The organism is Aliiroseovarius sp. PTFE2010, assembly GCF_049943335.1.
Taxonomy (GTDB): domain Bacteria; phylum Pseudomonadota; class Alphaproteobacteria; order Rhodobacterales; family Rhodobacteraceae; genus JBNFVY01.
The window spans coordinates 88,216-113,212 of record NZ_JBNFVY010000007.1 but is presented as its reverse complement, the minus strand read 5'-3'; the positions used below and the strand labels follow the sequence as shown (position 1 = coordinate 113,212).

The window sequence follows — 24,997 nt, the reverse complement described above, 5'->3', positions numbered from 1 at the left end:
AGATCGACACCGCTTCCGTCCGCTTTCACACGAACCTTAACGTTGTAGTCGATCACGCGCTTGACAGGTACAAGTACCTTCATCACGGTATCTCCTTGATTTTTCGATGTTGTTTTGACTGTCTTAGCGGTCTTTGAATTTCGGTTTTCGTTTTTCTGAGAAGGCTTTCATGGCCTCGGGAAAGTCATGTGCGCACAACAGAACACTTTGGGAGTCACGTTCGATATTCAGCGCTTCCAGATAGCTACACTCTGCTGTGGCGCGCATCACCTGCTTGGCGGTCTGTACGCCGAACATTGGATGCTGGGCAATTTCACGCGCGATCTCAAGCGCGCGGCTTTCGACTTGCGCAGCCGGTACACATTCTTCCACGACACGCAGTTCCTTGGCGGTGCGTCCATCGATCTCACGTCCCGTAAGAACGAGCATCCGCGCCACCCCCGCGCCGGCGCGTTGCTGGAGAAGCCAGCTCGACCCAGTGTCAGGGCAGCCGCCAACGCGGGCAAACACTTCGCACAGCCGCGCATCTTCGGCAGCCACGACGATATCAGCCGACAGGGCCAAGCTGAGACCCGCGCCGAATGCGACGCCGCAAACGGCAGAGATCAGAGGCTTGCGGAACGTATAGGCCGCGCGTCCGCCATCATGCACCTTGTCGATCATTTCGAACGTGGCTCTGGCACCTTTCGCGATTTCATCCTGAAACCCGACGAGATCCCCGCCGCTGCTGAAATGATCGCCGCCGGTCATGATCACGGCGCGGATCGTATCGTCCTCATCGGCTTCACGTAACAGCGTGACCAATTCCTCAACGAACAGCAAGTTGTAAGGGTTACGTTTGTCATGCTGCAAAAAGCGCAAGATGCCGACAGGGCCGTCCCTGTCCAATCGTATGAGTGCGGACATTGCGGGCTCCTTCAGGTTCCGGTCCAGACGGGCGCGCGTTTTTCGGCGAAAGCTTTGGGGCCTTCGATCGCGTCGTTGCTGGCGTATACAACTTCGTGCAGACGTTTGCCTTCTTTCAGGCCACCCGCGCAGCCCAGATCCATGGTTGCACGTACGCTGCCCTTTGCCGCGATCACCGAAAGCGGGGCCGCGCTGGCAATCCGCTTGGCAAGGTCAAGTGCGCGCGCGCGCACGGCGTCCGGCGTGTCTTCCAGGTAGTTGGTAAATCCATATTCGTGCAGACGCTCGATCGGCATCAAATCGCCGGTCAGAACAATTTCCATCAGGATGGGCTGCGGCAACATCGACAGCGCCGGCGCGGCCCAAGGCGATCCGCGACCGATCTTGACCTCGGTAATGCCAACCTTGGTGCCCTTGAGGCCGACGCGAAGGTCGCAGTTCAGCGTGAGCATCATGCCGCCCGCCATCAAGGATCCGGTCATTGCCGCGATGATGGGTTTTTTGCAAGCGCTCATGGTTTCGTGGAACGGGTCGCGCATCTTCGTCAGGATGTCGACGCCTTCTTCCTTCGCGATTTGAGTCGCTTCCTTCAAATCCAAGCCGGCGCTGAACACACCGCAATCGGCCGAAGTCAGAATTGCGACGCGTACGCTGTCATCTGCATCGATCTTTTCCCAGGCATCTGTCAGCCCGTTCGTCGCGGCCACGGACAGAGCGTTCTTGCGCTCGGGCCGGTTGATACAGACGGTCGCGATGCCGTCTTCGATCTTCACATCAATAGGGCTCATGATATCTGCTTCGTCTCTTTGGATTACATACGAACGTAGGGTCTCGGGGTTCCCCCGCGACAAGTTTGCCGCGGGGGGTTTTTCTTATTCGACGGTGAACTTCCCGGAGCTTTCCCGGATAACTTCCCACACCACATCGAGGTAGTCGGCGCTCCAATCAGTCAGCGGAACCCAGGTTTCGCCATTCCACTGTTCGACACGGGTCTTGCCGCCGCCACCGTGATCTTTTTCGGTCACCGTAACCGGAGCCATGACGCCATTGCCATCGAAATTCTCGATCGTTTCATAAGCTTTCTTCATGCTTTCCGGCGTGATCGGCCAGCCATGTTCGGCAATCGCAATACGCGCGGCTTCAAAACCAGTCGAGTAAATCGCCATTCCGGTGTTGTAGTACACGTCACGAACCAGGCTTTCAGGTCCGCTGCCTTTGCCGTTGGCATAGTAGGTTTCCAGCATCGTTTTCACGATCGGAACTTCCTGGCCGCCGGCCACGTTGGTGCCGCGAAGAATGCCTTTGGCATCTTCCGCGCCGATGTTGGCGATGTCGACTTCGTTCAGCCAGTTCACGGCCAGGTAACGATCAATCGGGAAGCGGTTACGGCGCATTTCCTTGGAGGCGACGACGTGTCCGCCAGCCAGCAGCCAGCTGATCATGTAGTCAGGCTTGTCGCGACGAACCTTACTCCAGGCGCCAGCCTGATCGGAACCGGGCAGCGGCACAGGATAGAGTTCAAGTTCGAAGCCTTCCTTTTCGGAAAGTGTTTTCAGGATTTCGATCGGCTCCTGGCCGAAGGGGTAATCGAGATAAACGAAGCCGATCTTTGCCTCGGACAGATCGCCGCCCATTTGCTCTTTGATATAGGCAACGTCGTTTGCAGCCTGCTGCCAGTAGGTCGGACCGACCGGGAACACCCATTCGAATACTTCACCGTCAACTGCGTCGCCGCGGCCAACGAAGGATTGCATCAGAACGTTTCCGTCCTTCATCGCACGCGGCAGGACCGCGTTCGTGACAGGCGTGGACAGGAAGTTGAAAATGAAAACACCGTCACGCTTGAGCTGCTCATAGCATTCCACGCCGCGCTGCGGTTCGTTGCCGTGATCGCGGACGATGATTTCAATCGGATGCCCTTCGATGCCACCGTTTTCGTTGGTGTACATGGCCAAATCCTGGGCCGCTTGTGCCACCTGGGGCGAGATGAAGGTGTAGGATTTGCTGAGGTCGAAGCACAGTCCGAACCGGATCGGCTCTTTGTCCTGCGCTGTCGCCATTGTTGCGGATGTTGCCAAAGCGGCTGTAAGAGCCACCGCTTTGATTTGCTGTTTGAACTTCATTTTGTATTTCTCCCGTTGATAGTTCTTTGGGGCGCCTTTGCCATGTACGGGCGCGCCGACGCCCCGCGTGACGCTGACCTTGCTATTGTCAGCCCTGCTATTGAGTGTACTTGGAGGAACTTTCCTTCACCACGTCCCACACGACATCGCTGTATTCAGCGATCCAATCGGTTTGTGGCACCCATTTTGCACCGTCCCACATTTCGATGCGGGTTTTTCCGCCGCCACCGTGATCTTCGGCAGTCACGGTAATCGGCGCCATCAGCCCGTTGGCATCAAAGTCTTTGAGCGACTCGAGACCGGCTTTGTAGGACGTCGGGGTGATTGGCAGGCCCTCAAGTTCAGCCGCCTTGCGTGCTGCTTCGAACACGATCGAATACATCGCCAACCCGGTGTTGTAGAAAACGTCCTGGGTTTTCTCGATCGGACCCGAACCCTCTCCCTTTTCATAGAGCTCGGTCATGATCTCCTGGCGCAAGGCCACGTCAGGGCCGCCCACAACATTGGTGCCGCGCTTGATACCCTTGGCCGCCTCATTGCCGATGTTCTCGATATCGACTTCGTTCAGCCAATTGACGGAAATGTACTTTTCCATCGGGATGCGATTACGCTGCATCTCTTTCGACGCGACCACATGCGCACCGCCCAGCATCCAGACAATCACATGATCTGGCTTGTCGCGGCGCACTTTCGACCACACACCGGCCTGATCGCTGCCAGGCAGCGGCACCGGATAAAGATCCAGTTCAAAACCTTCTTTTTCGGACAGGGTTTTGAGAATTTCGATCGGTTCCTGACCGAAGGGATAATCGAAATAGACGAACCCGATTTTCACTCCAGAAAGATCGCCGTCATGAACCTGTTTGATATAGGCGACATCGTTGGCGGCCTGCCCCCAGTATGTCGGTCCAACCGGATAGACCCAGTCGAAGACAGTCCCGTCCACCGCATCACCACGACCGACGAGAGATTGCATCAGAATGCGTTCGTCTTCCATCGCACGTGGCAGGATGGCCAGTGACACCGGCGTGGACAACGTGTCGAAGACAAAGACGCCCTCGCGGCTGAGCTTGGAGTAACATTCAATCCCGCGCTGCGGTTCATTGCCGTGATCGCGAACGATCACTTCAACCGGCTCGCCACCGATCCCGCCCTTGGTATTGATCAGCTTGGCCAGGTCCATTGCGGCCTGCGACACCTGTGGCGAGGCAAAAGTGTATGCCTTGCTGAGGTCGTAACAAACACCCACTTTGAATGGCTCGGCCATGACCTGGGTGGCGGATATACTTCCGCCTACCGTGGCCACCACGGCCAGCGCTTTGGCTAATAGTTTCATTTCGTCCTCCCTGAACGTTCTCTTTCTTCTTCTTTGGTCTTTAGCTCAGCCAACGCTTGCGGCGACTGTAATGCTTGACGTTGTGGAAATCAGTGCCTTCCCCGCCGCCCAGATAGAATTCCTGAATGTCAGAGTTGGATTTGAGAGCTTCGGCCGTGCCGTGCATGACAACGCGGCCGTTTTCAATCAGGTACCCTTGCGAAACGATTTCCAGTGCAGCCAACGCGTTTTGCTCAACCAACAGAACAGACAGACCTTCATCTTTATTGATCTTTTGCAAAATGCCAAAGATTTCTGCCACCAGGAAAGGCGCAAGCCCAAGACTTGGCTCGTCGAGCATCAACAGTTTCGGCTGGGTCACCAACGCCCGTCCAATGGCGAGCATTTGTTGCTCGCCACCTGACAGATACCCTGCCTGCGAATTGCGCCGCTGGGCAAGTCGCGGGAAATAGGCGTAGATCTTTTCCTTTTCCGCATTCAGCGTCGATCGTGACATTCCACGCGGCGCAGCAGCAGTCAGGTTTTCATCCGGCGTCAGGTGTTCAAAGACGCGTCGCCCTTCAATCACATGACAGATACCCATTTCGACCCGCTTTTGCGCAGCCATATCGGTAATGTCTGTTCCCTGGAACGTTATTTCACCTCGGCTGATGCGTCCGCGTTCGACCTTCAAAAGACCGCTGATCGCTTTCAGTGTGGTGCTTTTTCCCGCTCCGTTCGAGCCCAAGAGTGCGATCATCTCGCCTTTTGGGACCTGAACCGAAACACCTTTGATCGCCAGCATCACATTGTCGTACAGCACCTCGACACTGTTCATTGACAGAATGGGCTGGGCTTCAACTTTTTCTTGCATCGGCATGTCTCTTTACTTTCTGAGCTGATCGAAGGGCCATACCATCAGATAGTCCCTAATGTTGCCGTAGAGCTTTCCAAGCCCCAGTGGTTCGATCAGAAGGATAATGACGATCAGCGCGCCATAGACCGCGTTCGGGATATGGGCGAGAGTTTCCACATTGATCTGCATGCCCATCCCTTGACTTCCCGCGACGACCAGACTGTTCACCAAACCGGGAACAAGCAAGATCAAGGCGACACCGAAATACGATCCGATAACGCTGCCAAGTCCGCCAACGATCACCATCGCCAGGACCTGGATCGAAACGTTCACCGAGAACTGCTCTGGCGCAGCCAGGAAGAAGAACGTCGCGACCAGCAGAGCACCGCTTACACCGGCAATAAAGGACGACGTCGCGAAGGCCAGGATCTTGTAGTAGAAACTGTTCACGCCCAGGATCGCGGCAGCAAAGTCTTTTTCCCGCACGGCGACCAAGGCACGTCCAAGCCCAGTCCGTTTGAGGTTCAGCATAAAGATCGTCACCAACACGCACCATCCGAAGGCGACGTAGTAGTAGCCGGCGTCAGAGGTGATATCCTGGCCAAGTAGCGCCAGTGTCGGCGATTGGAGCGACGCGTGTGAGCCGCCCGAAATTGCTGGCGAGTGCGTCAACACCCAGTCCATCACGAACTGCATCGCAAGGGTTGTCAGCGCCAGATAGAGACCTTTGACCCGCAACGCGGCAAAGGCGAACAGGCTGCCGATTGCCGATGACATCAACCCGCCGATGATCAGGGCGAATTCCCATGGCACCCCGAAGCGCGCGGCGTGGATCGCCGAATACGCCCCAACGGCCATGACCGCAGCATACCCCAGGTGAAGCTGGCCGGCCCAACCCGTTACCAGGTTCAGGCCAAGGGCTGCCGCTGTCCAAATCAGCCACGGAAGCATGTAACTGTTCAGGTAAAGCGACGGAATGATGAAGGGCGCTGCAAGCCCGATCACGAAGATGAATACTGCCAGATTTCGGTCAGCAGGTACCTTGAAGATACGGCTGTCCGAGACGTAGTTGGCGTGGTGGACACCAGAAAGTCTATAGAACATCTGTTATACCCTTTCGATGTCGTGACGACCAAACAGGCCGTGCGGACGGATCATGACCGTAAGAATAAGCACGGCGGCGACGATGAGCTCCCGGCTACCCCCTCCGACAAGCGGATCGAGGAAATCAGCGCCCACATTTTCAACAATGCCGAGGATAATCCCGGCGATCACGGCCCCCAGGATACTGTCGAGACCACCGAGCACGGCAACCGTCAAACCCTTGAGAAGCAGCAGCGACAGCGACTGATCGACGCCCTGAATTTCGCCCCAGATGACGCCTGCAGCGACAGCAACAACCGATGCCAGCGCCCAAGACAAGCCAACGCCGCGTTCGACCGAAATCCCGACGGACCAGGACGCCATGTAGTCGTCTGCAATCGCGCGCAATTTGATGCCGGTCCGGCTGCGGAAAAACAGCATGAAGGCAACAAAGAGCCCGATTGCGACGCTCGCACCGACAAGATGGATGCGGCTGACGAAGATGTCACCCAGGAACAGCGGTTCATAGCTGACGCCCAGTTCCATCGAACTGGATGTCCCACCCCAAATCGCAAGAGTTGTACCCCGCAGGAAGATGTCCAGGCCGAGCGTCAGCATCAAGATCATGACGACAGGGCGACCGGCAAGACGGCGCAGAGCGACGCGTTCAATGCCAAAACCCAGGCCGAACATGATCAGCGCAGCAAGGGGAATGGCCAGCCACAGCGGCAGACCCGCGTCATGTGAAAGGGCAAGAACCACATAGGCCCCGACCATTGTCAGCCCGCCCTGCGCCAGATTCGGCACCGAAGAGGCTTTGTAAATCAGCACCAGGCCGATGGCGAAGAGCGAATACAAAAGGCCCGTTAAGGCTCCATTGATCGCAAGTTCAGATAGAAAGACCCAATCCATTTATACCTCCCTGATGGGAAGGCTTCTTTCGACCTTCCCTACTTCCCCGGTCTCGTAAGTCACCTGCGCGCTCACATGAACCTCTTTTGAACCGTCGTAGAGCGCCGCGATGACGTCCGCGTAGCGTTCCTGCACAACTTTCCGGCGCAGTTTTCGCGTACGTGTGATTTCTCCATCGTCGGGGTCGAATTCTTTCGGCAAGCTGACAAAGCGTTGCAGGCGCAACGGCTCGGTGACGGCCTTGTTGACCCGTTGGAACGCCTCGTGCAGCAGCGCCGCGACCTCGTCGCGCTGAGACAGATCGGAATAGGACACGTAAGGCACACCGTTCACCTCGGCCCAGTGGCCGACCGCTTCGAAATCCACGCAGACCATTGCGGTCAGTTCATCCAGTCCGGCGCCAACAACAGCGGCGTCCTTGATGTACGGGCTGAATTTCAACCGGTTCTCGATGTAGTTTGGAACATAACGTTCGCCGCCGGCCGTATACATGACCTCGGACACACGCCCCAGAACCACCAGTTGGCCGTTTTCTTCAAGATATCCAGCGTCACCGGTCCGCAGCCAACCATCTTCGAGGGCCTCGGCACTTGCTTCTGGCTTGTTGTAATAGCCAGCGAACACGCTGTCCGAGCGCAACAGAATCTCGCCGCTGTCATCAATCTTGACCTCAACACCCGGCGCCGGCTTACCAACGGTGTGCAAGCGCACTTCGTTCGGTGATTGCATGGCACTGATCGCGCTGATCTCGGTCTGACCGTAGAACTGACGCAGCTTGATGCCCAAAGCGCGGTAAAACACAAAGGTGTCTTCGCCGATGGCTTCACCGCCAGTAAACGCGTTCTTCAAACGGCTCATACCGAACTGGTCCTTGATCGGACCGAAGACGAGCAACTCGCCCAGCAGTCGGCCCAAGGGCTCCAATGCGCCGCCACTCTTGCCGTTCAGCTTGCGTGTTTCTGAGGCAATGGCCCGGTCCATGAAGAAATGGTACAACCACTTCTTCAAACGGGTTGAATCCTCCATTCCGACCTGGATCGTTGTCAGCATCTGGTCCCAGCTACGGGGCGCTGCCAAATAGAATGTCGGTGCGATTTCGCGCATATCCCGCACGACCGTTTCCTGCCGTTCTGGCACGTTCACGGTAAAGCGGTACAACAGCGCGGCAGCCACCGTAATCGCGTAATCCCCAACCCAAGCCATTGGAAGATAAGCGAGAATTTCCTCAGCCTCTCCGTATGCGCCTGCGTCGTGGCCATTCTTGGCGGCCGCGAAAACGTTCTTTTGACTCAGAACGATCCCTTTCGGCTTGCCCGTCGTACCGGACGAATGCAGGAAAATGGCTGGATCTTCAGGCTTTGAGCGATGCAAGATCTCGTCGCGCCGACCCGGAGCTTCATTCAGATCGTGCGTCCCGACTTCGATCAGGTGATCCCAAGACATCAAACCGTCGATCTCATAGAATCCAAGGCCGCGCGCTTCATCATAGATGATGTGGTCAATGCCCTTCGCGCCCGCTTCCTTGAGCTCAAGGATCTTGTCTACTTGTTCTTGATCTTCTGCGATAGCGGCAACGATTTCGACTTCGCCAAGAAAGTGCTTGAGCTCATCGAGCGTTGCGCCCGGATAGGCCGGCATTGCAAAGGCGCCGAGCATCGAAATTGCCAGCATCCCACCATAAAGCCGCGCACGGTTATCGCCCAGAATAAGGACCGCTTTTCCCGGCTTTACGCCGATTTTTTCAAGTCCGGCCGCGCAGGCTACAACCTCTTCGGCGTACTCAGCCCAGGTCGTTTCTTTCCAGATTCCGCGTTCTTTTTCACGGAGCGCAATTTCCGACCCATGTTTTGAGGCGTTCAGCATCAGCAGTGCGCCAATTGTGTTGTCTGTCAAAGACTGCTTTTTCGTCCCATCAACCATGAGAGCCTCCGATATAAGCCTCGATGACCCGGGGGTCGTTAACCACTTCTTTCGGAATGCCGCTGGCGATCATTTCCCCGTAGTTCAGTGCTAGCATGCGGTCGCAAATGCCGATGATCACATCCATATGGTGCTCGATCAAAAGCACACTGACGCCGCGTTCGGCCCGGGCATCCAGAATAAAGCGGGACATATACCCTTTTTCTTCCTGGTTCATGCCTGCCATAGGCTCGTCAAGAATGAGCATTTGCGGTTCTGCCACCAGAGCACGCGCAAGTTCGACCCGCTTTTTCAGACCGATCGGCAGACCATCGACCAGTTCGTGCCGGATGCTCTCAAGCTGTAGAAACTCGATCACTTCCTCGACGATTTTGCGGTTTTCGATTTCTTCGCGCTGTGCGGCCCACCAATAAAGTGCGGTGCGCATAACGCCCGGATTCATATGGATGTGGCGCCCCAGAAGGATGTTATCCAGCACGCTCATGCCATTGAACAGGGCAAGGTTTTGGAAGGTCCGGGCAACCCCGAGCTTTGCAACCTTGTGAGGTGCTGTGCCGGTGATGTCATTTCCCGCCAACCGGACAGAGCCCTCGTTCGGCGGATAAAACCCCGTAATTGCGTTTGTCAGCGTTGTCTTGCCACTACCATTTGGACCGACAAGGCCAAAAATTTCCCCCGGCCGAATGACAAGATCCACACCTGTGACAGCGACGATCCCACCGAACCGGCGTTCGACCCCGCTGCACTCTAGTATCGCTTCGTCACTGGAACCGATTGCTGTTTTACTATTTGTCGTCATCTAGATCCTATCGTCCCCACTTAGGTTCATAGCGTTCATCAGGAGATCCGGAAATAATCCGGACGTCCTGTCGGCCATGGGTCCCCCCACAATTGCTGCCCGCCGTCGATGTTCAAAACTTCACCGGTTACGAATTTTCCTGAATTGGCCGCCATATAGGCAACCCCTTCGGCGACGTCCCATTCGTCTCCGGCGTGCCGCATCGGATTGGAATCCTGAAAGGTTGCCGCGCCTTCTGCGGGGTAATTTCCAAAACCGTTGCTTTCGCAGCAGCCTGGCGCCACGCAGTTCACGCGGATGCCGTGCGGCGCCCACTCTACGGCGACTGACTTGGACAGATAGATCACCCCAGCCCGAGCCGCACAGGTATGCGCGATACCGGGCATACCACGCCAAATGTCAGCTACAATATTTACTACGGAACCTGGTTGCTTGTTCTCAACCCAGTGGCGTGCGGTGGATTGCATCATCCACCAGGTGCCATTCAGGTTGGTATCAATGACTGCGTTCCATCCCTTCGGGGAAAAATCCAGAGCGGCCTGCGGAAACTGGCCCCCTGCATTATTCACCAAAACGTCTATGGACCCGAATTCCTGGTTTACCGCACTGACGAAATTCTCGACCTGCTCAGGATCGCGAATGGTCATGGGCATGGCAAAAACCTTGCCGCCCAGACTTTCGAGAAATTCCTTGGCCGAGGCCAGCTTTTCTTCGTTGCGTCCATTGATTGCCAGATTGGCGCCGAGTCTGGCGAAGAGGGTTGCAATCGCCAACCCCAAGCCACCACCCGCGCCGGTAACTACAACGGTTTTTCCAGCGAACAAATCGCTCGAAAAAACGGTTGAGCGTTTTAACAGGTCTTCTCGCGAAGACCCGAATTGCGTCTCATCCATGACGCCTCCTCCCTTTGCCCCCATTCGGAGTTATTTGCCCCCATTCGGAGTTATTTCGGCTATCTAACGGCCGTTAGAAAATTAATCAAGGCCGGAATGGCCGTAACGTCATTTCACTAATTCTATCAGTAAGACTTTGGAAGCCCGAGAGCTTTTTCACCTATGAAGGACAAGAGCATCTGCGGCGTCACCGGCACAATGCGAAAAAGAAGCGCTTCTCTTACTAGTCGTTCAACATGATATTCCTTGGCGTACCCGAATCCCCCAAATGTCATTTGCGCGGCTTCGGTTGCCTCCACCGCCGCATCTGCAGCCAGCAGCTTGGCCGCGTTCGCCTCGACCCCGCAAGGATCTCCGGCATCGTAAAGGGCAGCGGCGTGCATGACCATAAGATTGGCCGCCTCTACCCGTGCCCAAGCTTGCGCCAGCGGATGCTGAACGCCCTGATTTTGACCGATTGGTCTGCCGAACACAACACGTTCATTGGCGTATTGCGCCGCCCGCGTCAAAGCGTTTCGTGCAATTCCGATGCATTCGCCGGCCACAAGGATGCGTTCCGGGTTCAAGCCGTGCAAAATCTGTCGAAATCCTTTGCCCTCTTCTCCGATCAGGTCTTCCATCGGGATCGGCAATCCATCGATGAAGACCTCATTCGAATCGACCGCCTTGCGGCCCATTTTCTCGATCTCGCGGACATCCACGAAATCTCGGTCGAGGTCCGTATAAAACAAGCTTAACCCTTCGGTCGGGTCGGTCACCTCTTCTAGCGGTGTCGTTCTTGCCAGAAGCAGCATCTTGTGCGCCACCTGCGCCGTTGAAATCCAGACTTTCTGGCCATGCACGACATAGCGATCCCCTTGCCGCACAGCCGTGGTTTTCAGTTTGGTCGTATCAAGGCCGGTCGTCGGCTCGGTCACGGCGAAACAGGCCTTTTCATCTCCAGCAATAAGGGGGGACAATATGCGGGCACGCTGTTCATCTGTCCCGAACTTCACGACCGGATTGAGCCCGAAAATATTCATGTGGATGGCCGAAGCCCCACTGGCACCGGCACCGGATTCGGCAATCGCCTGCATCATTATGGTGGCTTCGGTAATTCCCAGGCCGGCGCCGCCGACCGCTTCCGGCATGGCAATCCCAAGCCACCCGCCATCGGCCATCGCCCGGTGCAATTCATGGGGAAAACCACCGTTGCGATCACGCTCCAGCCAGTAGTCGTCGCCGAACTGCGAACAAATGCGCAGGATCTGTTCGCGAATTTCCGTCTGCTCGTCTGTCATTCTAAATGTCACTGCTTCTTCTCCCCGCCATCGAGCCCCACAAGCCCCGCCGCGCTGAGCGCTGCGATCTGTTGATCGTCAATTCCAAGGTCGCGTAGAATGCTGCGGGTGTCCGCGCCTGGCGCCCGGCCCAGCCAGCGAAGTTCGCCCGGGGTTGCGCTCATGTGCGGGACCGGCCCGACAACCTGCGTCTGCTCGCCTTCGACCGATACGATGTCGCCGCGATAGCGGACCTGGTCGTTTGTCGTGACCTCTTCGACGCTCAGTACCCGCGAAGCAACAGCATCATGACGGGCAAATTCCGCCTCTACCTCGGCCAATGTATGTTGGGTGACAAAATCGTTTATTGCATCGAAAACCACGGACATATGCTGCGACATTTCGGCAAGGGTCGCAAAACGCGGATCGTCGGCCAGTGCATCCCCGCCAACCGCCCGCAGAAGGCGTTGCGCGGTTTCCGCACTGCCTGCCGAGACGGTCAACCACACGCCGTCGGACGTGCGGAACATGCCCCCGGGGGCAAAATCCATCGGCTGACGCAGCCCGTTGCGGCGCGGCGAATGGTTTGCTCCCGTCAAGGCCGGAACAGGATAGTCCATCAACCGCAACAACGCCTCGAACACTGCCAGATCGACGACCTGACCACGCGCCGTTCCCTTTTCACGGGCAAAGAGCGCAAGCATGATACCCAAGGCACCCATCAATCCGGTCGTGCCATCGGCGGCGGGAAATCCTGGGTGCATCGGTGGCCCATCGTCGAAACCGGTCAGATGCGCCAGGCCGCTAAAGGCTTCCGCCGCGCGTCCAAAGGCCGGCACGTCCCGCATCGGACCGTCCTGCCCGTACCCCGAAATGCGCAGAATAATAAGATCCGGGTTCCACTCATGCAGGGTATCTGGCCCCACACCCGCACGTTCAAGAACGCCGGGCCGGAAATTCTCGACAAGCACATCTGCGCTTTCAACCAGCTTGCGCAGGATGTCCCGCCCGTCGTCCGATTTCCAATTCAAGCTCAGAATTTTCTTGTTTCGGCCCAGGGTTTTCCACCAGACGCCAACCCCATCCTCGGCTTTGGGGCCGAGGTCTCGCATCATGTCGGTCCGGTTGGGTGACTCGATCTTGATGACATCCGCGCCGAAATCCGAGAGTAAGGCTGTCGACAGTGGCGCGGCAATTACATGTCCAAGTTCAATGATTTTCAGTTGATGTAGGGGTCCGGTCATCTGCTCTCTTCGCCAATAATCTAACAATTGTTAGATTACTAGCGGTGGGGCTGGCAAACCTCAACACTTCAGATGAAGAAGTGAGATGGCCTGCCCTGCCGACAATCGTCTTGTTGAAAATCGGGGCGAAGGCATCTGTGGGCGCCCCGCAGGTACGCCCACCACGTTTTCACCAAACGCGGACGATTGGGTGGCGTCAGCGCAAGCGTCAGGCAGACGCCATATCGGTCTGCGCCCCTTTTCCGTCCGTCTTCGACTTTGGTGTGCGAATCCGAAACAGAAGCGCATAAAGCACAGGCACAGCAACAAGCGTCAGAACCGACGCAAATGCGAGCCCGCCCATGATCGTCACCGCCATTGACGCAAAGAAGGCATCCGGCAGAAGGGGGACCATCCCAAAGATCGTCGTACCCGCTGCAAGGACCACAGGGCGCAGACGGCTGACCGATCCATCTATGACGGCCTTGTAATCCGGAACACCCTCTGAGCGTTGCAAGTCGATCTCTTCAACCAGAACGATGGCGTTCTTCATCAACATGCCCGACAGAGACAGGAAGCCCAGCAGAGCCGTAAAGGTGAAGGGCAACCCTGTGAACAGCAGACCCAGAACCATGCCCGTCACCGACATCGGGACAACAAGCCAGAGGATGAGCGGCTGGCGGATCTTGTTGAACATCAAAATCGAAATCGTCAGCATGACGAGAAAGCCAAGGGGCAATTGCTTGCCAAGACTTTCCTGAGCCATCTGCGCACTTTCATATTCGCCGCCCCATTCCATCTTATAGCCGTCGGGCAGCGGGATCGCTTCGATGTCGGCCCGGACACTTCGGAACGCTTCATCCGCGGTCAGGTCACTGCGTGAACCGCCATAGGCTGCGATCGTCCGTTCGCGGTCTCGCCGGTGGATGAGCGCTTCGACAAGGCGGGTTTCAAAACGTTCCACAAGGTTGGCCATGGGAACATAGGCCCCGGCCCCATCGGACCATACCGACAGGTCACGAAGACGTTCGACCCCGTCGCGGTCGCCTTCAGGAAGGCGGAGGTTTATCGGAATCACCTCATCGTCCTCGCGCAACTCACCCACACGCATGCCAGAGGTGCCGTATCTGATCGTGTCTGCGATCGCACCACGTGTGGCACCGGCCAGACGCATGCGGGACTCATCAACGATAGGTTCAATGATGATCTCGCGCTGCCGCCAATTGGTACGTGGATTGGTGATTGTACCGGCCTCGACGAAAATGCTCATCGCATCATCCGCAAGTTGGCGAAGAATGACCGGATCAGACCCCGAAAAACGAACCGCGACGTCGGCACCGGCCGGCGGCCCGAACACGATCTCTTCGACGCGGATAAGAGCGTGCGGGAATTCGGCAGGCAGTTCACGGTTCAGGCGATACGCGATTGAGGGGATCGCCTCGGCGTCCGTCACCCGAACGATCAGCTGACCATAGCTGGGGTCGGCCTGCTCGGGGTTATAGGTCAGCATGAAACGGCTCGCGCCGCGCCCGACAAGGGTGGTCACATCTGTGACGCTGTCCTCTGCCAGAAGCATCTTTTCAAGTCGCTTCATTTCCGCGTCGGTGACGTTGATGTCGGTCCCCTGAGGCATTTGGACCTGAACGTAGAAGATCGGTGTATTCGAAACAGGGAAAAACGCCTGTTTGACCTGCCCGAAGGCAAACACGGACCAGACCGTGATCCCCACGATGATCACAACGACCAGCGCCCGGGAACGCAGGGCCATCTTGAGAAACCCGCGATAAACGCCGTAAAATGCCCCTTTGTAGGGGTCGTCCGAGGCCACTTTGGGGGCCCGAAGCAGCAGCTTGCCAAGATAGGGCGTAACCGTGACGGCCAGCGCCCAGCTCATCAGAAGCGAGATCGCGATCACCGCGAAAAGCGAAAACAGGAATTCGCCGGTCGCGTCGGGCGACAGGCCGATACCGGAAAAGGCCATGATCCCGATGACGGTGGCCCCGAGCAGAGGAATCGACGTAGAGGTTTCTGTTTCGGCGGCCGCGTCTTCTGCAGATTTTCCGCGCGCCATACCGATCACCATCCCCTCGGTGATCACAATGGCATTATCGACGAGCATGCCCATCGCAATGATCAATGCACCAAGACTGATCCGTTCCATGGCGATGCCGAAGACCGACATGAAGAACAGCGTCGAAAAGACAGTCAGCCCAAGCGTCGCCCCCACGACCAGGCCCGCGCGCCAACCCATGGTCAGCATCAGCGCGGCGATGACGATCACCACGGATTGCCCCAGACTGCTGAGAAAGCTTGATACAGCTTCGTCAACAACGACGTGCTGTTCGTAAATCGGAATGATTTCGACACCATCCGGCAGATCAGCCTTGAGCTGCTCCAGCCGCGCCGAAACCGCCCCGCCGACCTCGACCACGTTTCGATCTGTCAGTGCCGAAACGCCAAGGGTGAACGCCGATTTTCCGTTCTGGCGGACAACGTGGGTGGGCTGTTCGGCCTTTTCACGAGTCACGCGGGCGATGTCATAGATCGCGACCTGCCCGACTTCGCCTGCCACGCCGAGCCGAAGGTCTTCGATACCTTCGGCACTCACATAGCCCGGTGGAACCGACAGGCTGATGCGGGCCGGGCCCTCGGTAATCTCGCCATTCGAGAACACCTGGTTTTCGTCGGCGAGAATCCCAAGAATCTGGTTCGGCGGCAGACCAAGTTCCGTAAGGCGGGAAGACGGGATCGAGATGTTGATCACCTCTTCGGTCAGCCCCTGAACCTCAACCTTGGCGACCCCGTCGACGGTAACCAGCCCAAGCCGAAGCGTCGTGGCCAGGTCCCGCTGTTCAGACGGGCTCAGACCTTCGGTCGTTACCGCATAGAACATGCCATACACGTCGCCGAAATCATCGTTGATGATGGGCGCAAGTGCGCCTGATGGAAGATCGCCCTCCAAATCGCTGAGACGGCGGCGCATTTCATCCCAGACCTGTGGAATCTCATCCGGGCCATAGGTCATCTCGATTTCGACGGTAATCTGCGCCATGCCCGGCATGGATTTCGATTCCACCCGGTCAAGCTGCTTCATCTGCTGCAGCGCATTTTCGACGACGTCGGCGACCTCTTCTTCGACCTCGACCGCCGTGGCGCCGGGATAAGGCACAAAGACAAGCGCAGTCTTGAGGGTGAAGCTCGGGTCTTCAAGGCGGCCAACCGTGTTCAGCCCCCAATAACCGCCAACCATACAAAAGATGATAGCAAGCCAGACCGCCACTGGGCGTTTGATGCTTGCACGCGAGATGCTGAGTGCCATGGAGCCAACCGTGTCCTGCCAAAAATTACGGGGTCAAAGCCCGGAAACCGTGACCGCCTGATTGTCTCTGAGCCGCCACCAGCCGCCAGACACAACCAATTCGTCGCCCTGAAGCCCGTCCAGAACCATGATCTCGTCATTAACCGGAAGGCCCAGCCGAACTGTCCTGCGCGCGACCTGGCCAGACGTTTCCTCGTACACCCAGATGGACGGGTCGGTCCGGCTGACGGTGTCGACGGCGGAAACCGGAACGATCACCGATTGCGGGCGGTCTTTCTCTGTCGCGGTCGAGATCCGCACATCAGCGGTCATCCCGGGCAGAAGGCGCGGATCGGTATCACCCGTGATCGCAAACTCTAAGTCGTAGGTCTGCGCCGTGGGGTCGGCATCGGTCGAAAACGAGCGAAGCTCCAGGGGGGCGGTATATCCAGGCACTGCGGGGAAACGCGCAACGATTTCAAAAGCATCGGGCTCGGATCGCGCGACCGAGGCCAGTTCCTCGGGCAGGGAAATCATGATCCGCATCTCGCTGACATCCTGCAACCGCACGATCGGCGCGGCCGAAGTGACGTTGACGTATTCATCGGCGAAGGTCCGCGCCACGATCGCATCGAAGGGTGCCACGATCTGGGTTTGGGACAAGCGCCGCTCGGCCTCACGCCGAGCGACATCAGCCTGTGCGAACTGGGCGCGCGCGCTATCCAGCCGCGCATCGGCTGCGACCCCCCGCTCGGCAAGGCTTGCCGCGCGCTTAAGCTCGGAATTTGCAAGATCGTAGGATGCCTGTGACCGATCGACGGCCAGTTCGAAATCCACCCGGTCGAGTTCTGCGATCACGTCACCCTTGGAAATCATGTCGCCCGGCTCAACGTCCAGACGAATGAGCTGACCCGGGACCTGAAACGCAAGGTCCACCGCTCGGGCAGGTTCGACGCGACCAGCAACGGTGCGCGATTCATTGACGACGCGGCTCAGCGCGCGGGTCACTTCAACCGTGACCGGCTGATCGAGATCCTCCGCAACCATCGTGTCGCCTTCAACTTGCGCGCCATCCGTTGCCGTCTGGGCCATGACATCAGCCAGCAGGGTTGGAAGGAACGGCGCGGCCAAGGCCGCCACAACCGCGACGGCCAGGACCGACGCAAGCCGCTTCCATATTCGGGTCATTTTATTCGAATTCATCGATCATAGTCCTCAATCATTCGATGACGCGTTCCATGACACCCGAGCCGCCATGCGAAAGGCTCAGAAGTGGCTTGGCCCTGCGTCTCGTGTATCGCCCCATCGGAAATCATGGCAGCCGAAGCGTCTTGTCTGTCGGATAGGGTACGCTTGAAGGTGCCGGTTGGTTCAGTCCGAAGCGGAGCGCGCGGTTTGGGATCTGGTTCGACGCCTGAAAAAACCGACCAAGACAGCGCATCTTCCATCACTTGCGCGTTCAAAAACGTGCCGAAAATTCCACGCGCGAAATTCGGGGCCCGGCGCTTGGCGACTGACTTTCTTGGGCCCTGACGTTGGCCCGGCCCTGCGCAAAGCAGCACCTTATTCATCAGAGGTTTGCCAGGCACGCCGCCCTTGCCGAGCGACGCATTTTTGGCAACCGCGTCAGTGATCATCTTGCCGCTGCGCCCACGCAATGCAACCGCGCGCGCCGCATCCTGCAACCCACGCGTGTCGTTTGTGGACCCAGCTAGATGCATCCGCTTTGTCATTACTGTACCGTCCGGTTCGGAAAAGCTCGGGCGACAGATAGGTTGCGTCGCAATGACCGTCAAGGCGTCGGCCTGATCCGTGCCGAAAAGAAGTGCCTATCGTTTGCCTAAACCCTTAGCTTTAACCGTTGCTGCCCACCGAATAGGCACCCAGAAACACGTCCACCGCCCTTTTCGAATGCTCCGCCGCGTCGATCGGCTGATCGACGGCCAACAGTTGCGGCACAATGACGCCAGAGACCGAGAGATGAATAAACTGGCTTGCGGCTTTATAAGCCGAGTCCACATTCAGTGATCTCGCCTCGTGCAGACCACGAAGGACTTCACCGACGATCCTGGTGGCCCGTCTTGGACCGGCTTCCATGTAAATTTCGCCCGCCTCGGGCAGGATCGGAACCGCGCCGATGCAGCTACGCAACAGGCGAATGTAGTCGTCATCCATGACCAAAGTGATCATACGCCGCGAAAGCTCGTCAAGGATCGCTCGCGGATCATCGACGCTTGAAAGCGGGCGGGAAATTTCGGCCGAGAGCCTGTCACATTCAACTTGAACGACGTTCAGAAACAGTCTGTCCTTGCTTGGCGAATGGGCATACAGCGTCGCTTTTGAGACCTTGGCCTCTTCGGCGATCGCATCTACGCTGGCACCTTCATAGCCGCATCTCAGAAAGACTGCCCTGGCTCCGTTCAGCACCTCGGCAATCTTGCTATCCCTCACGGCGATCACTCTGTTCGCAAATGTGATATCGCATGTGCGGTGGCGCGCAATGTGGCCCACTCAAAACTGACACACCTGCAGTCTTGCCGATTTGACACATTCAAACGGTGGGTATGACGTCATCTTCAAAGACCCCCTCTGCCTTCCATCTTTGCGCGACATCTCCCAGCGTATCCAGTACGTTTCGCAGCTCTTCGCCCCGCGCGGTCAGGCCATAAGTGACGGCGGGCGGGATCGTTTCGGCCTGTTCGCGCCAGATAACGCCGGCGCCCTGAAGCATCCGCAGACGTTCGGTCAGCATGCGTGTCGATATGCCTGGCACGGCACGTTTCAGCGCCCCGAACCTTTTCGGCCCCTGATCGCTGAGGACCCAGATTATGTAGGTTGTCCACGGCCCCATGAGCAGACGCAGGATCGAATCCATCGGGCACTGTGGTGGGGTCTTGTTCATCGGTATCCCCTCTCTCGCGTCGTAGTTACTTTTCCGTTCCTACTTTGTTTTGCGTAATAGCTCAACTATTCCTCGAAAAGCGAACAACGCTCAGGTTTTTCTGGCGGACAAGGAGATGTGGCATGAGCGACTGGGCCGTAAATACCACGTATTGGATTGCGACAGGTTTCGCAGGTTTGGTCTGCCTTGAAGGGGCGATTTCCGGCATCGCGGCCAATCCGATGCTGGCGCGCATGCCCGAAAGCGGGCTTGGCGACCTGACTTGGCCGCTTGCCGCTCTGACGATCTTGGCTGGCCACCAATTCGGGTGGCCTTGGGCGCGCATGTCGTCTCATCGGCGTCTCAAAACCGCGTCCGCGCCGTCTAGTCGCCTCATGGCACAACCTTGGCTAGACACTACATCCAACGGGTTAGCGCGCTGAACGTTTTGCGGTTCATCGCCCGCAATTCACAAGAAACAGGAAGGACCATCTGACATGACCCGCATGCCAACTCATTTCATTCCGCATGGGGGCGGCCCCTGCTTTTTCATGGACTGGAACCCACCTGACGAATGGGACCGGCACCGCAAGTACCTGCAAAGCCTGCCCGACACGCTGCCCGAGCGTCCGAAAGCGCTTCTGGTGATTTCGGGCCACTGGGAGGAACCCGCATTCACCGTGCAACACAACGCCGCCCCGCCCCTGCTGTTCGACTATGGCGGGTTTCCCCCGCACACCTATGAACTAACCTGGCCGGCCCCCGGCGATCCGGCGCTGTCGGACCGCGTTCACGACTTGATCCGCGACGCCGGGCTTGCCGTGGCCAAGGATACCACGCGCGGTTTTGATCACGGAATCTTTGTACCGCTCAAGGTCGCCTTTCCCGATGCCGACATTCCTTGTGTTCAGCTGTCGCTGGCCAGTGATCTAGACCCCGAACGCCATATCGCACTGGGTCAGGCCCTTGCCCCCCTGCGCGACGAAGGGGTGCTGATTATCGGCAGCGGCAACACCTATCACAACATGGGCGTAATGATGCAGAGCATGCGCGGCGGGCCGCGCGGCGACACCGCAGGCACAGAGTTCGACACCTGGCTGGCCGAGGCAGTGACCTGCCCCGATCCCGATGAACGCAACCGCAGGCTGGCGCGCTGGTCAGAGGCGCCGGGGGGGCGTGATGCGCACCCACGCGAAGAGCACCTGATCCCGCTGCATGTCGTGGCAGGCGCAGCGGGCTTTGATATCGGCGAGAAAACCTTGGAAGATCGGGTTCTCGGCGCCGTTGAAAGCGCGTTTCGCTTCGGGTGATTGGCGGGTGTGACGGTGATAGGCGCCATGTCCAACAACACCGGGCAAGGGGCCACGCCGCGACATGCGGCGTGGAAAGCCGGACCAAGGAAAAGCCGTAGTCGGCTCGCCACTGTTTAACGAACAGAATTCCCGACCTGACCGACCAAGGATTGCCAGATGAAGGATGCACCAACATGTTGAAAATTCCGCCACGCAGTGGACCAACGCCCGTCACGACGCCGTGTGCCCCGCACACACAGGTCAGCCAGAACCCTGATGCTGCGGCCTATCGGGCGTTCAAGGACCGCGCCTTTGACTTTCCCTTTGTCACCCGCCAGCCGTCACGAATTTCGGTGCCCGGTGCCGAGGCGCTCTGCCTTGAACACGGGCATGGATGCGCTTGCCGCGAGGCTTTCATGATCGGCAGTGAATTCGCCCACATTCACCCACCGCAAGACGGTAGCATGCATATGATGCTGCCCGAGGATGCCGTGCCACGGATCATCGAACTGGGCTGGGCCGAGCCGCATCCAATGGCCTCGGCCGGTATGATCCCCAAAACTGCGGTCATGGTCTACGCCCCAAGGGACAGTGCGGAAATCGAAACCGCTCTTGGCCTTTTGCAACTGTCTTATGATTTCGCCTGCGGCAAACTCGGTCGCGTCGCGGACTTGGTAATTTAGTGTCCGCGCCGTCAAGGTGCGCTGCCGTCGTGCATCTTTCGTGCGGCGCGGCAGCACGGGTGACGGGACATGCGGCCTGGTTCCGCGAATGTATCCAGCTGGGTAGAACCCGTAGGAAAGCGCTGAGGTCTGTGGGATAAATCGGTTAGCGCACTGGTGTCATGTCGCTGTTGCTGAGTGCGAAGATGCCTTTGCAGGTTTTCGATCCAGGGATCCAAGTACGATCGCTGTCACCCGTGGCCCGGCCATTTCTCTGTACCGATCTCTGTACCGATCTCTGTACCGATGGATGTCCGGGATGGCCGCCGGCTGCGGCAGGCTGGTCAGCCCACGACAACCTTCTGATGGCTGCCCAAATCTGTAGCGGCGCTGTAATCAACGGCTCCGTTCAAGTGACTGTTTAATAAAGCTTTTGCGGCCGGTATGAAAAGCCTCTGCCCGGGTTACCAACCATTTTGGCGAGCAAATTTGTACACCACCGGACGGGCCGGTTTACGATTTGTTGGTTGACCCGTCACGGTGCTGTAACCGGGACTTCACGCCGGTGTCGTATGCTCGGGCTACCACCCAACCACAAGATGTTGTGGGAGCCACCCCAATGCCGCTGATCCGCGCAAATGTCCAAGGCGATGTCGCCACCCTCGACGCCGATTTAGGCGGCACGCTGAGCGCCATTCCAGCCGGAGCACCGGTAATCGTACTGATCCACGGCTACAAATTTTCACCTTCAGGCCCGACCACCCCCCACGAACATATTCTGTCTCTGTCGCCAACATCACGGTGCCGCAAAGCGATCAGCTGGCCGCGACATTTGGGGTTTGGCAAGTCGGACCCCGACGAAGGGCTCTGCATTGCCCTTGGATGGGAGGCGCGCGGCACGATCTGGTCCGCCCGCCGCGCTGCAATCGGGGCGGGCCAGGCGCTGGCCGGCCTGATCGACCAGATCGACCGGCCCGTCCATATCGTTGCACATTCGTTGGGCACCCGGGTGGCCTTGTCTGCATTGTCGGAAATTCGCAGCGGGCGCATCGGGCGCATGGTTCTGTTGGCGGCCGCTGAAATGCAGGACGCCGCACAGGCCGCTTTGGGCGCGCCGGGCGCACGTGGGATCGATGTGTTGAATGTCACCAGCCGCGAAAATGATCTTTTCGATGCGGCGTATGAAACCTTGGTGCGTCCCGGATCATCGGTGCGCACGCTGGGCGCGGGCCTGCCGCGGCCCGACCCGCGCTGGCTGGATGTCCAGATCGACTGCCCAACGACACTGGACCTTTTGCGCGACATGGGGTTCGTGATCGGGGCAAGTGATCGCCGCATTTGCCACTGGTCGGCCTATCTGCGCCCGGGCCTGTTCAAGTTCTATAGTGCCTTCTTGCGCGAACCTGCGCGCTTGCCTCTGGCGCTACTTGCCTGCCACCTGCCCGACCAGACCGAACGACGTTGGTCCCGGCTGATACCGCGTGCCCGGCGCATCCCCCCCTTGCCGATCCTGCGCAAACCGTCATTCTGATCGCATTGCAAAGGAGGCTTTCAAATGACGCACCCTATCGATCTGTTCTATTGGCCAACACCGAATGGCTGGAAAATCTCTATCGCGCTGGAGGAAATGGCCCTTCCCTACAACGTGCACCTGGTCAACATCGCGGCGGGCGAGCAGTTTGCGCCAGATTTCCTAAGGATCGCGCCCAACAATCGCATGCCCGCCATTATTGACCCGGACGGGCCGGATGGCGCGCCGGTTTCCATCTTTGAAAGCGGCGCAATCCTGCAGTACCTGGCGCGCAAGACGGGGCAATTCTGCGGCCCCAACGAACGCGATCGCATCGCGGTGGACCAATGGCTGATGTGGCAGATGGGCGGGCTGGGCCCCATGGCCGGCCAGGCGCATCATTTCTTGAAATACGCCCCGGCGATGGACCCGCCAAACGATTTGCCCTACGCGCAGGATCGCTACCGCAATGAGGTCGCGCGGCTCTACGGTGTGTTGGACCGCCAACTGGCGGACAATGAATATGTCGCCGGTCGCGATTTCACGATTGCCGACATGGCGATCTGGCCCTGGGCCTGTCTGTGGGAAGGTCAGCAACAGACCCTCGAAGACAAACCAAACATGAAACGCTGGCTGGACACCGTGGGTGCCCGCCCCGCCGTTCAAAAGGGACGTGCGCTGGCCGCCGATAACCGCAGCGACCTGGCAAAGGACAAGGCCGCGCAAGACGTCCTGTTCAAACGATAGCGCGGTAGGATCAGGCGGTCGTCACCGCGGCAGATGTTCGGCGCAGCCATAGCTGGTCGGCAACGATCAGGGCATGGCCCAGTCGCAGGGCTGCGACCGGCCAAGCCAATCGCATAAGCGCCCACGCCCCTACTGACCCATTCGCGATCATGTATTCAGACAGAATGGCACTGAGCACATAGGTCAAAGCCATGATGATCCCGGCGCGCCGCACGCCCAGTGTCAGCCCGCTCCAGGGCCAACTGAGATAATCGGTCAACATGGTGCGATTCACAAAGCCATAGGCGTACACCACTGCATAGGCGATGCTGGCCATGGTGAAATAGCGCATTGCCAGAAGTTCCGAATTGGTAAGGATCAGCGCACCCGCCGAGACACCCGCAAACACTGCGATTGTCGCCAGTATGGCATCGCGCATCGTCCGTTCCAACCGAAGCACGAGGCCCTTGACCCGGCTCAGGTTCGCGTAGGTCATGAACAGGATATACACGGTGGTTGCGGCAACCAAAGGATGAATCCCCCCCGAGGATTCGATCCCGATATCTGTTTGCGCGCCTAGAAAGACGCATGCGAACAGAGTCAGCCCGACAATCTTACGTCCGCAGATGGACGGCATGTAATGCCCGAGAGCCTGCCAATAGAGTGTCATGATCCTTTTCATGACGCTAAAGTTAACCACGATTTCGGGCAGAAAGGTGGCTGTTATACGCCATTTTCGTCTTCTGCCGCGTATGCAGAAAACAGTCTGTTCTGACTAAGGAAAAACGCGAACATCGCGATAGTCAGGCCGAAAATCTTGAAGTTGACCCAAAGTTCCGTGGAAAAATTTCTCCAGATCAATTCGTTAGCTACGGCCAAGGCGAAAAAGAACGCCATGAACCGGCGGGTCAGGATCAGCCACCCTTCGTGCTGAAGTGGCATCAGCCCTTCCATTACAACCCGAAGGTAGCTTTCCCCACGCGTCAACCCGAATCCCAGCACCGCGCCAAAGAACACATAAAGGATGGTGGGTTTCATCTTGAAGAACCGCTCATCGTTCAACCAGACTGACAACCCCCCCATGCCGATCACCAACACCAGGGTCAAAATTTGCATGGGGCTCAGTTTTCCCGACAGGCGCCACAAGATCAGTGTCGAAGCGACAAGCAATGGAATAAACGCGGCCGTGATCACGATGAACCCGGAATAGGTTTCCGCGCCGATGGTGAATTCGCGGTCTTTCAGCAGCATGTAGCCGGCGAAAAACAGAAGCAGCGGCCCCAGTTCCAAGGCTGATTTCAGGCCGGCCGAGATGGGCTTTTCAGGCGTGTCGGTCACA

23 protein-coding genes and 1 pseudogene are annotated in these 24,997 nt (G+C 57.9%); 5 read left to right on the top strand and 19 right to left on the bottom strand.

The features are described from left to right. From ACP2AV_RS11515 to ACP2AV_RS11435, 17 genes and pseudogenes are all read right to left on the bottom strand, one after another. A pseudogene (locus ACP2AV_RS11515) lies at positions 1 to 83 on the bottom strand (electron transfer flavoprotein subunit beta/FixA family protein); the annotation flags it as partial. A gap of 40 nt (positions 84 to 123) precedes the next feature. Beyond that, the gene (locus ACP2AV_RS11510; protein WP_426372870.1) at positions 124 to 906 is read right to left on the bottom strand and encodes an enoyl-CoA hydratase/isomerase family protein; all 783 of its coding nucleotides are present in this window, start codon (positions 904 to 906) and stop codon (positions 124 to 126) included. Positions 907 to 917: 11 nt separating this feature from the next. After that, entirely contained in the window at positions 918 to 1,694 is a 777-nt protein-coding gene (locus ACP2AV_RS11505; RefSeq protein ID WP_426372869.1) for an enoyl-CoA hydratase/isomerase family protein, read from the bottom strand. Positions 1,695 to 1,778: 84 nt separating this feature from the next. After that, a complete protein-coding gene (locus tag ACP2AV_RS11500; protein ID WP_426372868.1) occupies positions 1,779 to 3,029 on the bottom strand; it encodes an ABC transporter substrate-binding protein in 1,251 nt (416 codons plus the stop codon). 97 nt (positions 3,030 to 3,126) lie between these two features. Beyond that, on the bottom strand, positions 3,127 to 4,365 hold the full coding sequence (locus ACP2AV_RS11495) for an ABC transporter substrate-binding protein (protein WP_426372867.1): 1,239 nt from the start codon (positions 4,363 to 4,365) through the stop codon (positions 3,127 to 3,129). A 40-nt stretch (positions 4,366 to 4,405) separates the two neighbouring features. Then, the gene (locus ACP2AV_RS11490; protein ID WP_426372866.1) at positions 4,406 to 5,218 is read right to left on the bottom strand and encodes an ABC transporter ATP-binding protein; all 813 of its coding nucleotides are present in this window, start codon (positions 5,216 to 5,218) and stop codon (positions 4,406 to 4,408) included. A 12-nt stretch (positions 5,219 to 5,230) separates the two neighbouring features. Continuing rightward, entirely contained in the window at positions 5,231 to 6,304 is a 1,074-nt protein-coding gene (locus ACP2AV_RS11485) for a branched-chain amino acid ABC transporter permease (RefSeq protein WP_426372865.1), read from the bottom strand. Between the two features lie 3 nt (positions 6,305 to 6,307). After that, positions 6,308 to 7,195 (bottom strand): branched-chain amino acid ABC transporter permease, encoded by an 888-nt coding sequence (locus tag ACP2AV_RS11480; protein WP_426372864.1) that lies wholly within the window; start codon positions 7,193 to 7,195, stop codon positions 6,308 to 6,310. Next, a complete protein-coding gene (locus tag ACP2AV_RS11475; protein WP_426372863.1) occupies positions 7,196 to 9,115 on the bottom strand; it encodes an AMP-dependent synthetase/ligase in 1,920 nt (639 codons plus the stop codon). Next, on the bottom strand, positions 9,108 to 9,914 hold the full coding sequence (locus ACP2AV_RS11470) for an ABC transporter ATP-binding protein (RefSeq protein ID WP_426372862.1): 807 nt from the start codon (positions 9,912 to 9,914) through the stop codon (positions 9,108 to 9,110). The genes ACP2AV_RS11475 and ACP2AV_RS11470 overlap by 8 nt, the downstream gene beginning before the upstream one ends. A gap of 38 nt (positions 9,915 to 9,952) precedes the next feature. After that, the gene (locus ACP2AV_RS11465) at positions 9,953 to 10,807 is read right to left on the bottom strand and encodes an SDR family oxidoreductase (RefSeq protein WP_426372861.1); all 855 of its coding nucleotides are present in this window, start codon (positions 10,805 to 10,807) and stop codon (positions 9,953 to 9,955) included. Between the two features lie 125 nt (positions 10,808 to 10,932). Beyond that, positions 10,933 to 12,087 (bottom strand): acyl-CoA dehydrogenase family protein, encoded by a 1,155-nt coding sequence (locus ACP2AV_RS11460; RefSeq protein WP_426372860.1) that lies wholly within the window; start codon positions 12,085 to 12,087, stop codon positions 10,933 to 10,935. Positions 12,088 to 12,095: 8 nt separating this feature from the next. After that, the gene (locus ACP2AV_RS11455; RefSeq protein WP_426372859.1) at positions 12,096 to 13,310 is read right to left on the bottom strand and encodes a CaiB/BaiF CoA transferase family protein; all 1,215 of its coding nucleotides are present in this window, start codon (positions 13,308 to 13,310) and stop codon (positions 12,096 to 12,098) included. A gap of 208 nt (positions 13,311 to 13,518) precedes the next feature. After that, positions 13,519 to 16,608: an efflux RND transporter permease subunit gene (locus tag ACP2AV_RS11450; protein ID WP_426372858.1), complete on the bottom strand. Its 3,090-nt coding sequence runs from the start codon at positions 16,606 to 16,608 to the stop codon at positions 13,519 to 13,521. A gap of 33 nt (positions 16,609 to 16,641) precedes the next feature. After that, entirely contained in the window at positions 16,642 to 17,775 is a 1,134-nt protein-coding gene (locus ACP2AV_RS11445) for an efflux RND transporter periplasmic adaptor subunit (protein ID WP_426372857.1), read from the bottom strand. A gap of 666 nt (positions 17,776 to 18,441) precedes the next feature. Then, positions 18,442 to 19,047 carry a TetR/AcrR family transcriptional regulator gene (locus ACP2AV_RS11440; protein ID WP_426372856.1) on the bottom strand — a complete coding sequence of 202 codons (606 nt, stop codon included), beginning with the start codon at positions 19,045 to 19,047 and terminating at the stop codon, positions 18,442 to 18,444. Between the two features lie 91 nt (positions 19,048 to 19,138). After that, positions 19,139 to 19,489 (bottom strand): winged helix-turn-helix transcriptional regulator, encoded by a 351-nt coding sequence (locus ACP2AV_RS11435; RefSeq protein WP_426372855.1) that lies wholly within the window; start codon positions 19,487 to 19,489, stop codon positions 19,139 to 19,141. A gap of 122 nt (positions 19,490 to 19,611) precedes the next feature. Between ACP2AV_RS11435 and ACP2AV_RS11430 the strand changes: the two genes are divergently transcribed. The 5 genes from ACP2AV_RS11430 (at position 19,612) to ACP2AV_RS11410 (ending at position 23,679) form a co-directional block, all read left to right on the top strand. Further along, complete coding sequence (locus tag ACP2AV_RS11430) at positions 19,612 to 19,911, top strand: hypothetical protein (RefSeq protein WP_426372854.1); 300 nt, start codon at positions 19,612 to 19,614, stop codon at positions 19,909 to 19,911. 54 nt (positions 19,912 to 19,965) lie between these two features. Beyond that, the gene (locus tag ACP2AV_RS11425; protein ID WP_426372853.1) at positions 19,966 to 20,778 is read left to right on the top strand and encodes a DODA-type extradiol aromatic ring-opening family dioxygenase; all 813 of its coding nucleotides are present in this window, start codon (positions 19,966 to 19,968) and stop codon (positions 20,776 to 20,778) included. 176 nt (positions 20,779 to 20,954) lie between these two features. Beyond that, positions 20,955 to 21,443: a luciferase family protein gene (locus ACP2AV_RS11420; RefSeq protein WP_426372852.1), complete on the top strand. Its 489-nt coding sequence runs from the start codon at positions 20,955 to 20,957 to the stop codon at positions 21,441 to 21,443. A gap of 598 nt (positions 21,444 to 22,041) precedes the next feature. After that, positions 22,042 to 22,953, top strand: coding sequence for an alpha/beta fold hydrolase (locus ACP2AV_RS11415; protein ID WP_426372851.1), 912 nt, complete (start codon positions 22,042 to 22,044; stop codon positions 22,951 to 22,953). A 24-nt stretch (positions 22,954 to 22,977) separates the two neighbouring features. After that, complete coding sequence (locus tag ACP2AV_RS11410; protein WP_426372849.1) at positions 22,978 to 23,679, top strand: glutathione S-transferase N-terminal domain-containing protein; 702 nt, start codon at positions 22,978 to 22,980, stop codon at positions 23,677 to 23,679. Positions 23,680 to 23,689: 10 nt separating this feature from the next. On the opposite strand, the gene ACP2AV_RS11405 is transcribed toward ACP2AV_RS11410, so the two are convergent. Beyond that, the gene (locus ACP2AV_RS11405; RefSeq protein WP_426372848.1) at positions 23,690 to 24,328 is read right to left on the bottom strand and encodes a hypothetical protein; all 639 of its coding nucleotides are present in this window, start codon (positions 24,326 to 24,328) and stop codon (positions 23,690 to 23,692) included. Positions 24,329 to 24,381: 53 nt separating this feature from the next. Beyond that, positions 24,382 to 24,996 (bottom strand): inner membrane-spanning protein YciB, encoded by a 615-nt coding sequence (locus ACP2AV_RS11400; RefSeq protein WP_426372847.1) that lies wholly within the window; start codon positions 24,994 to 24,996, stop codon positions 24,382 to 24,384. Position 24,997: the final 1 nt, after the last annotated feature.

Excerpts from the sequence above, each read along its gene's own strand:
- ACP2AV_RS11480 (WP_426372864.1), bottom strand. The coding sequence starts at position 7,195 with ATGGATTGGGTCTTTCTATCTGAACTTGCGATCAATGGAGCCTTAACG.
- ACP2AV_RS11430 (WP_426372854.1), top strand. The coding sequence starts at position 19,612 with ATGAGCGACTGGGCCGTAAATACCACGTATTGGATTGCGACAGGTTTC.
- ACP2AV_RS11490 (WP_426372866.1), bottom strand. The coding sequence starts at position 5,218 with ATGCAAGAAAAAGTTGAAGCCCAGCCCATTCTGTCAATGAACAGTGTC.
- ACP2AV_RS11465 (WP_426372861.1), bottom strand. The coding sequence starts at position 10,807 with ATGGATGAGACGCAATTCGGGTCTTCGCGAGAAGACCTGTTAAAACGC.
- ACP2AV_RS11500 (WP_426372868.1), bottom strand. The coding sequence starts at position 3,029 with ATGAAGTTCAAACAGCAAATCAAAGCGGTGGCTCTTACAGCCGCTTTG.
- ACP2AV_RS11455 (WP_426372859.1), bottom strand. The coding sequence starts at position 13,310 with ATGACCGGACCCCTACATCAACTGAAAATCATTGAACTTGGACATGTA.
- ACP2AV_RS11495 (WP_426372867.1), bottom strand. The coding sequence starts at position 4,365 with ATGAAACTATTAGCCAAAGCGCTGGCCGTGGTGGCCACGGTAGGCGGA.
- ACP2AV_RS11410 (WP_426372849.1), top strand. The coding sequence starts at position 22,978 with ATGACGCACCCTATCGATCTGTTCTATTGGCCAACACCGAATGGCTGG.
- ACP2AV_RS11425 (WP_426372853.1), top strand. The coding sequence starts at position 19,966 with ATGACCCGCATGCCAACTCATTTCATTCCGCATGGGGGCGGCCCCTGC.
- ACP2AV_RS11460 (WP_426372860.1), bottom strand. The coding sequence starts at position 12,087 with ATGACAGACGAGCAGACGGAAATTCGCGAACAGATCCTGCGCATTTGT.
- ACP2AV_RS11505 (WP_426372869.1), bottom strand. The coding sequence starts at position 1,694 with ATGAGCCCTATTGATGTGAAGATCGAAGACGGCATCGCGACCGTCTGT.
- ACP2AV_RS11420 (WP_426372852.1), top strand. The coding sequence starts at position 20,955 with ATGTTGAAAATTCCGCCACGCAGTGGACCAACGCCCGTCACGACGCCG.
- ACP2AV_RS11415 (WP_426372851.1), top strand. The coding sequence starts at position 22,042 with ATGCCGCTGATCCGCGCAAATGTCCAAGGCGATGTCGCCACCCTCGAC.
- ACP2AV_RS11470 (WP_426372862.1), bottom strand. The coding sequence starts at position 9,914 with ATGACGACAAATAGTAAAACAGCAATCGGTTCCAGTGACGAAGCGATA.
- ACP2AV_RS11435 (WP_426372855.1), bottom strand. The coding sequence starts at position 19,489 with ATGAACAAGACCCCACCACAGTGCCCGATGGATTCGATCCTGCGTCTG.
- ACP2AV_RS11445 (WP_426372857.1), bottom strand. The coding sequence starts at position 17,775 with ATGACCCGAATATGGAAGCGGCTTGCGTCGGTCCTGGCCGTCGCGGTT.
- ACP2AV_RS11475 (WP_426372863.1), bottom strand. The coding sequence starts at position 9,115 with ATGGTTGATGGGACGAAAAAGCAGTCTTTGACAGACAACACAATTGGC.
- ACP2AV_RS11510 (WP_426372870.1), bottom strand. The coding sequence starts at position 906 with ATGTCCGCACTCATACGATTGGACAGGGACGGCCCTGTCGGCATCTTG.
- ACP2AV_RS11485 (WP_426372865.1), bottom strand. The coding sequence starts at position 6,304 with ATGTTCTATAGACTTTCTGGTGTCCACCACGCCAACTACGTCTCGGAC.
- ACP2AV_RS11405 (WP_426372848.1), bottom strand. The coding sequence starts at position 24,328 with ATGACACTCTATTGGCAGGCTCTCGGGCATTACATGCCGTCCATCTGC.
- ACP2AV_RS11450 (WP_426372858.1), bottom strand. The coding sequence starts at position 16,608 with ATGGCACTCAGCATCTCGCGTGCAAGCATCAAACGCCCAGTGGCGGTC.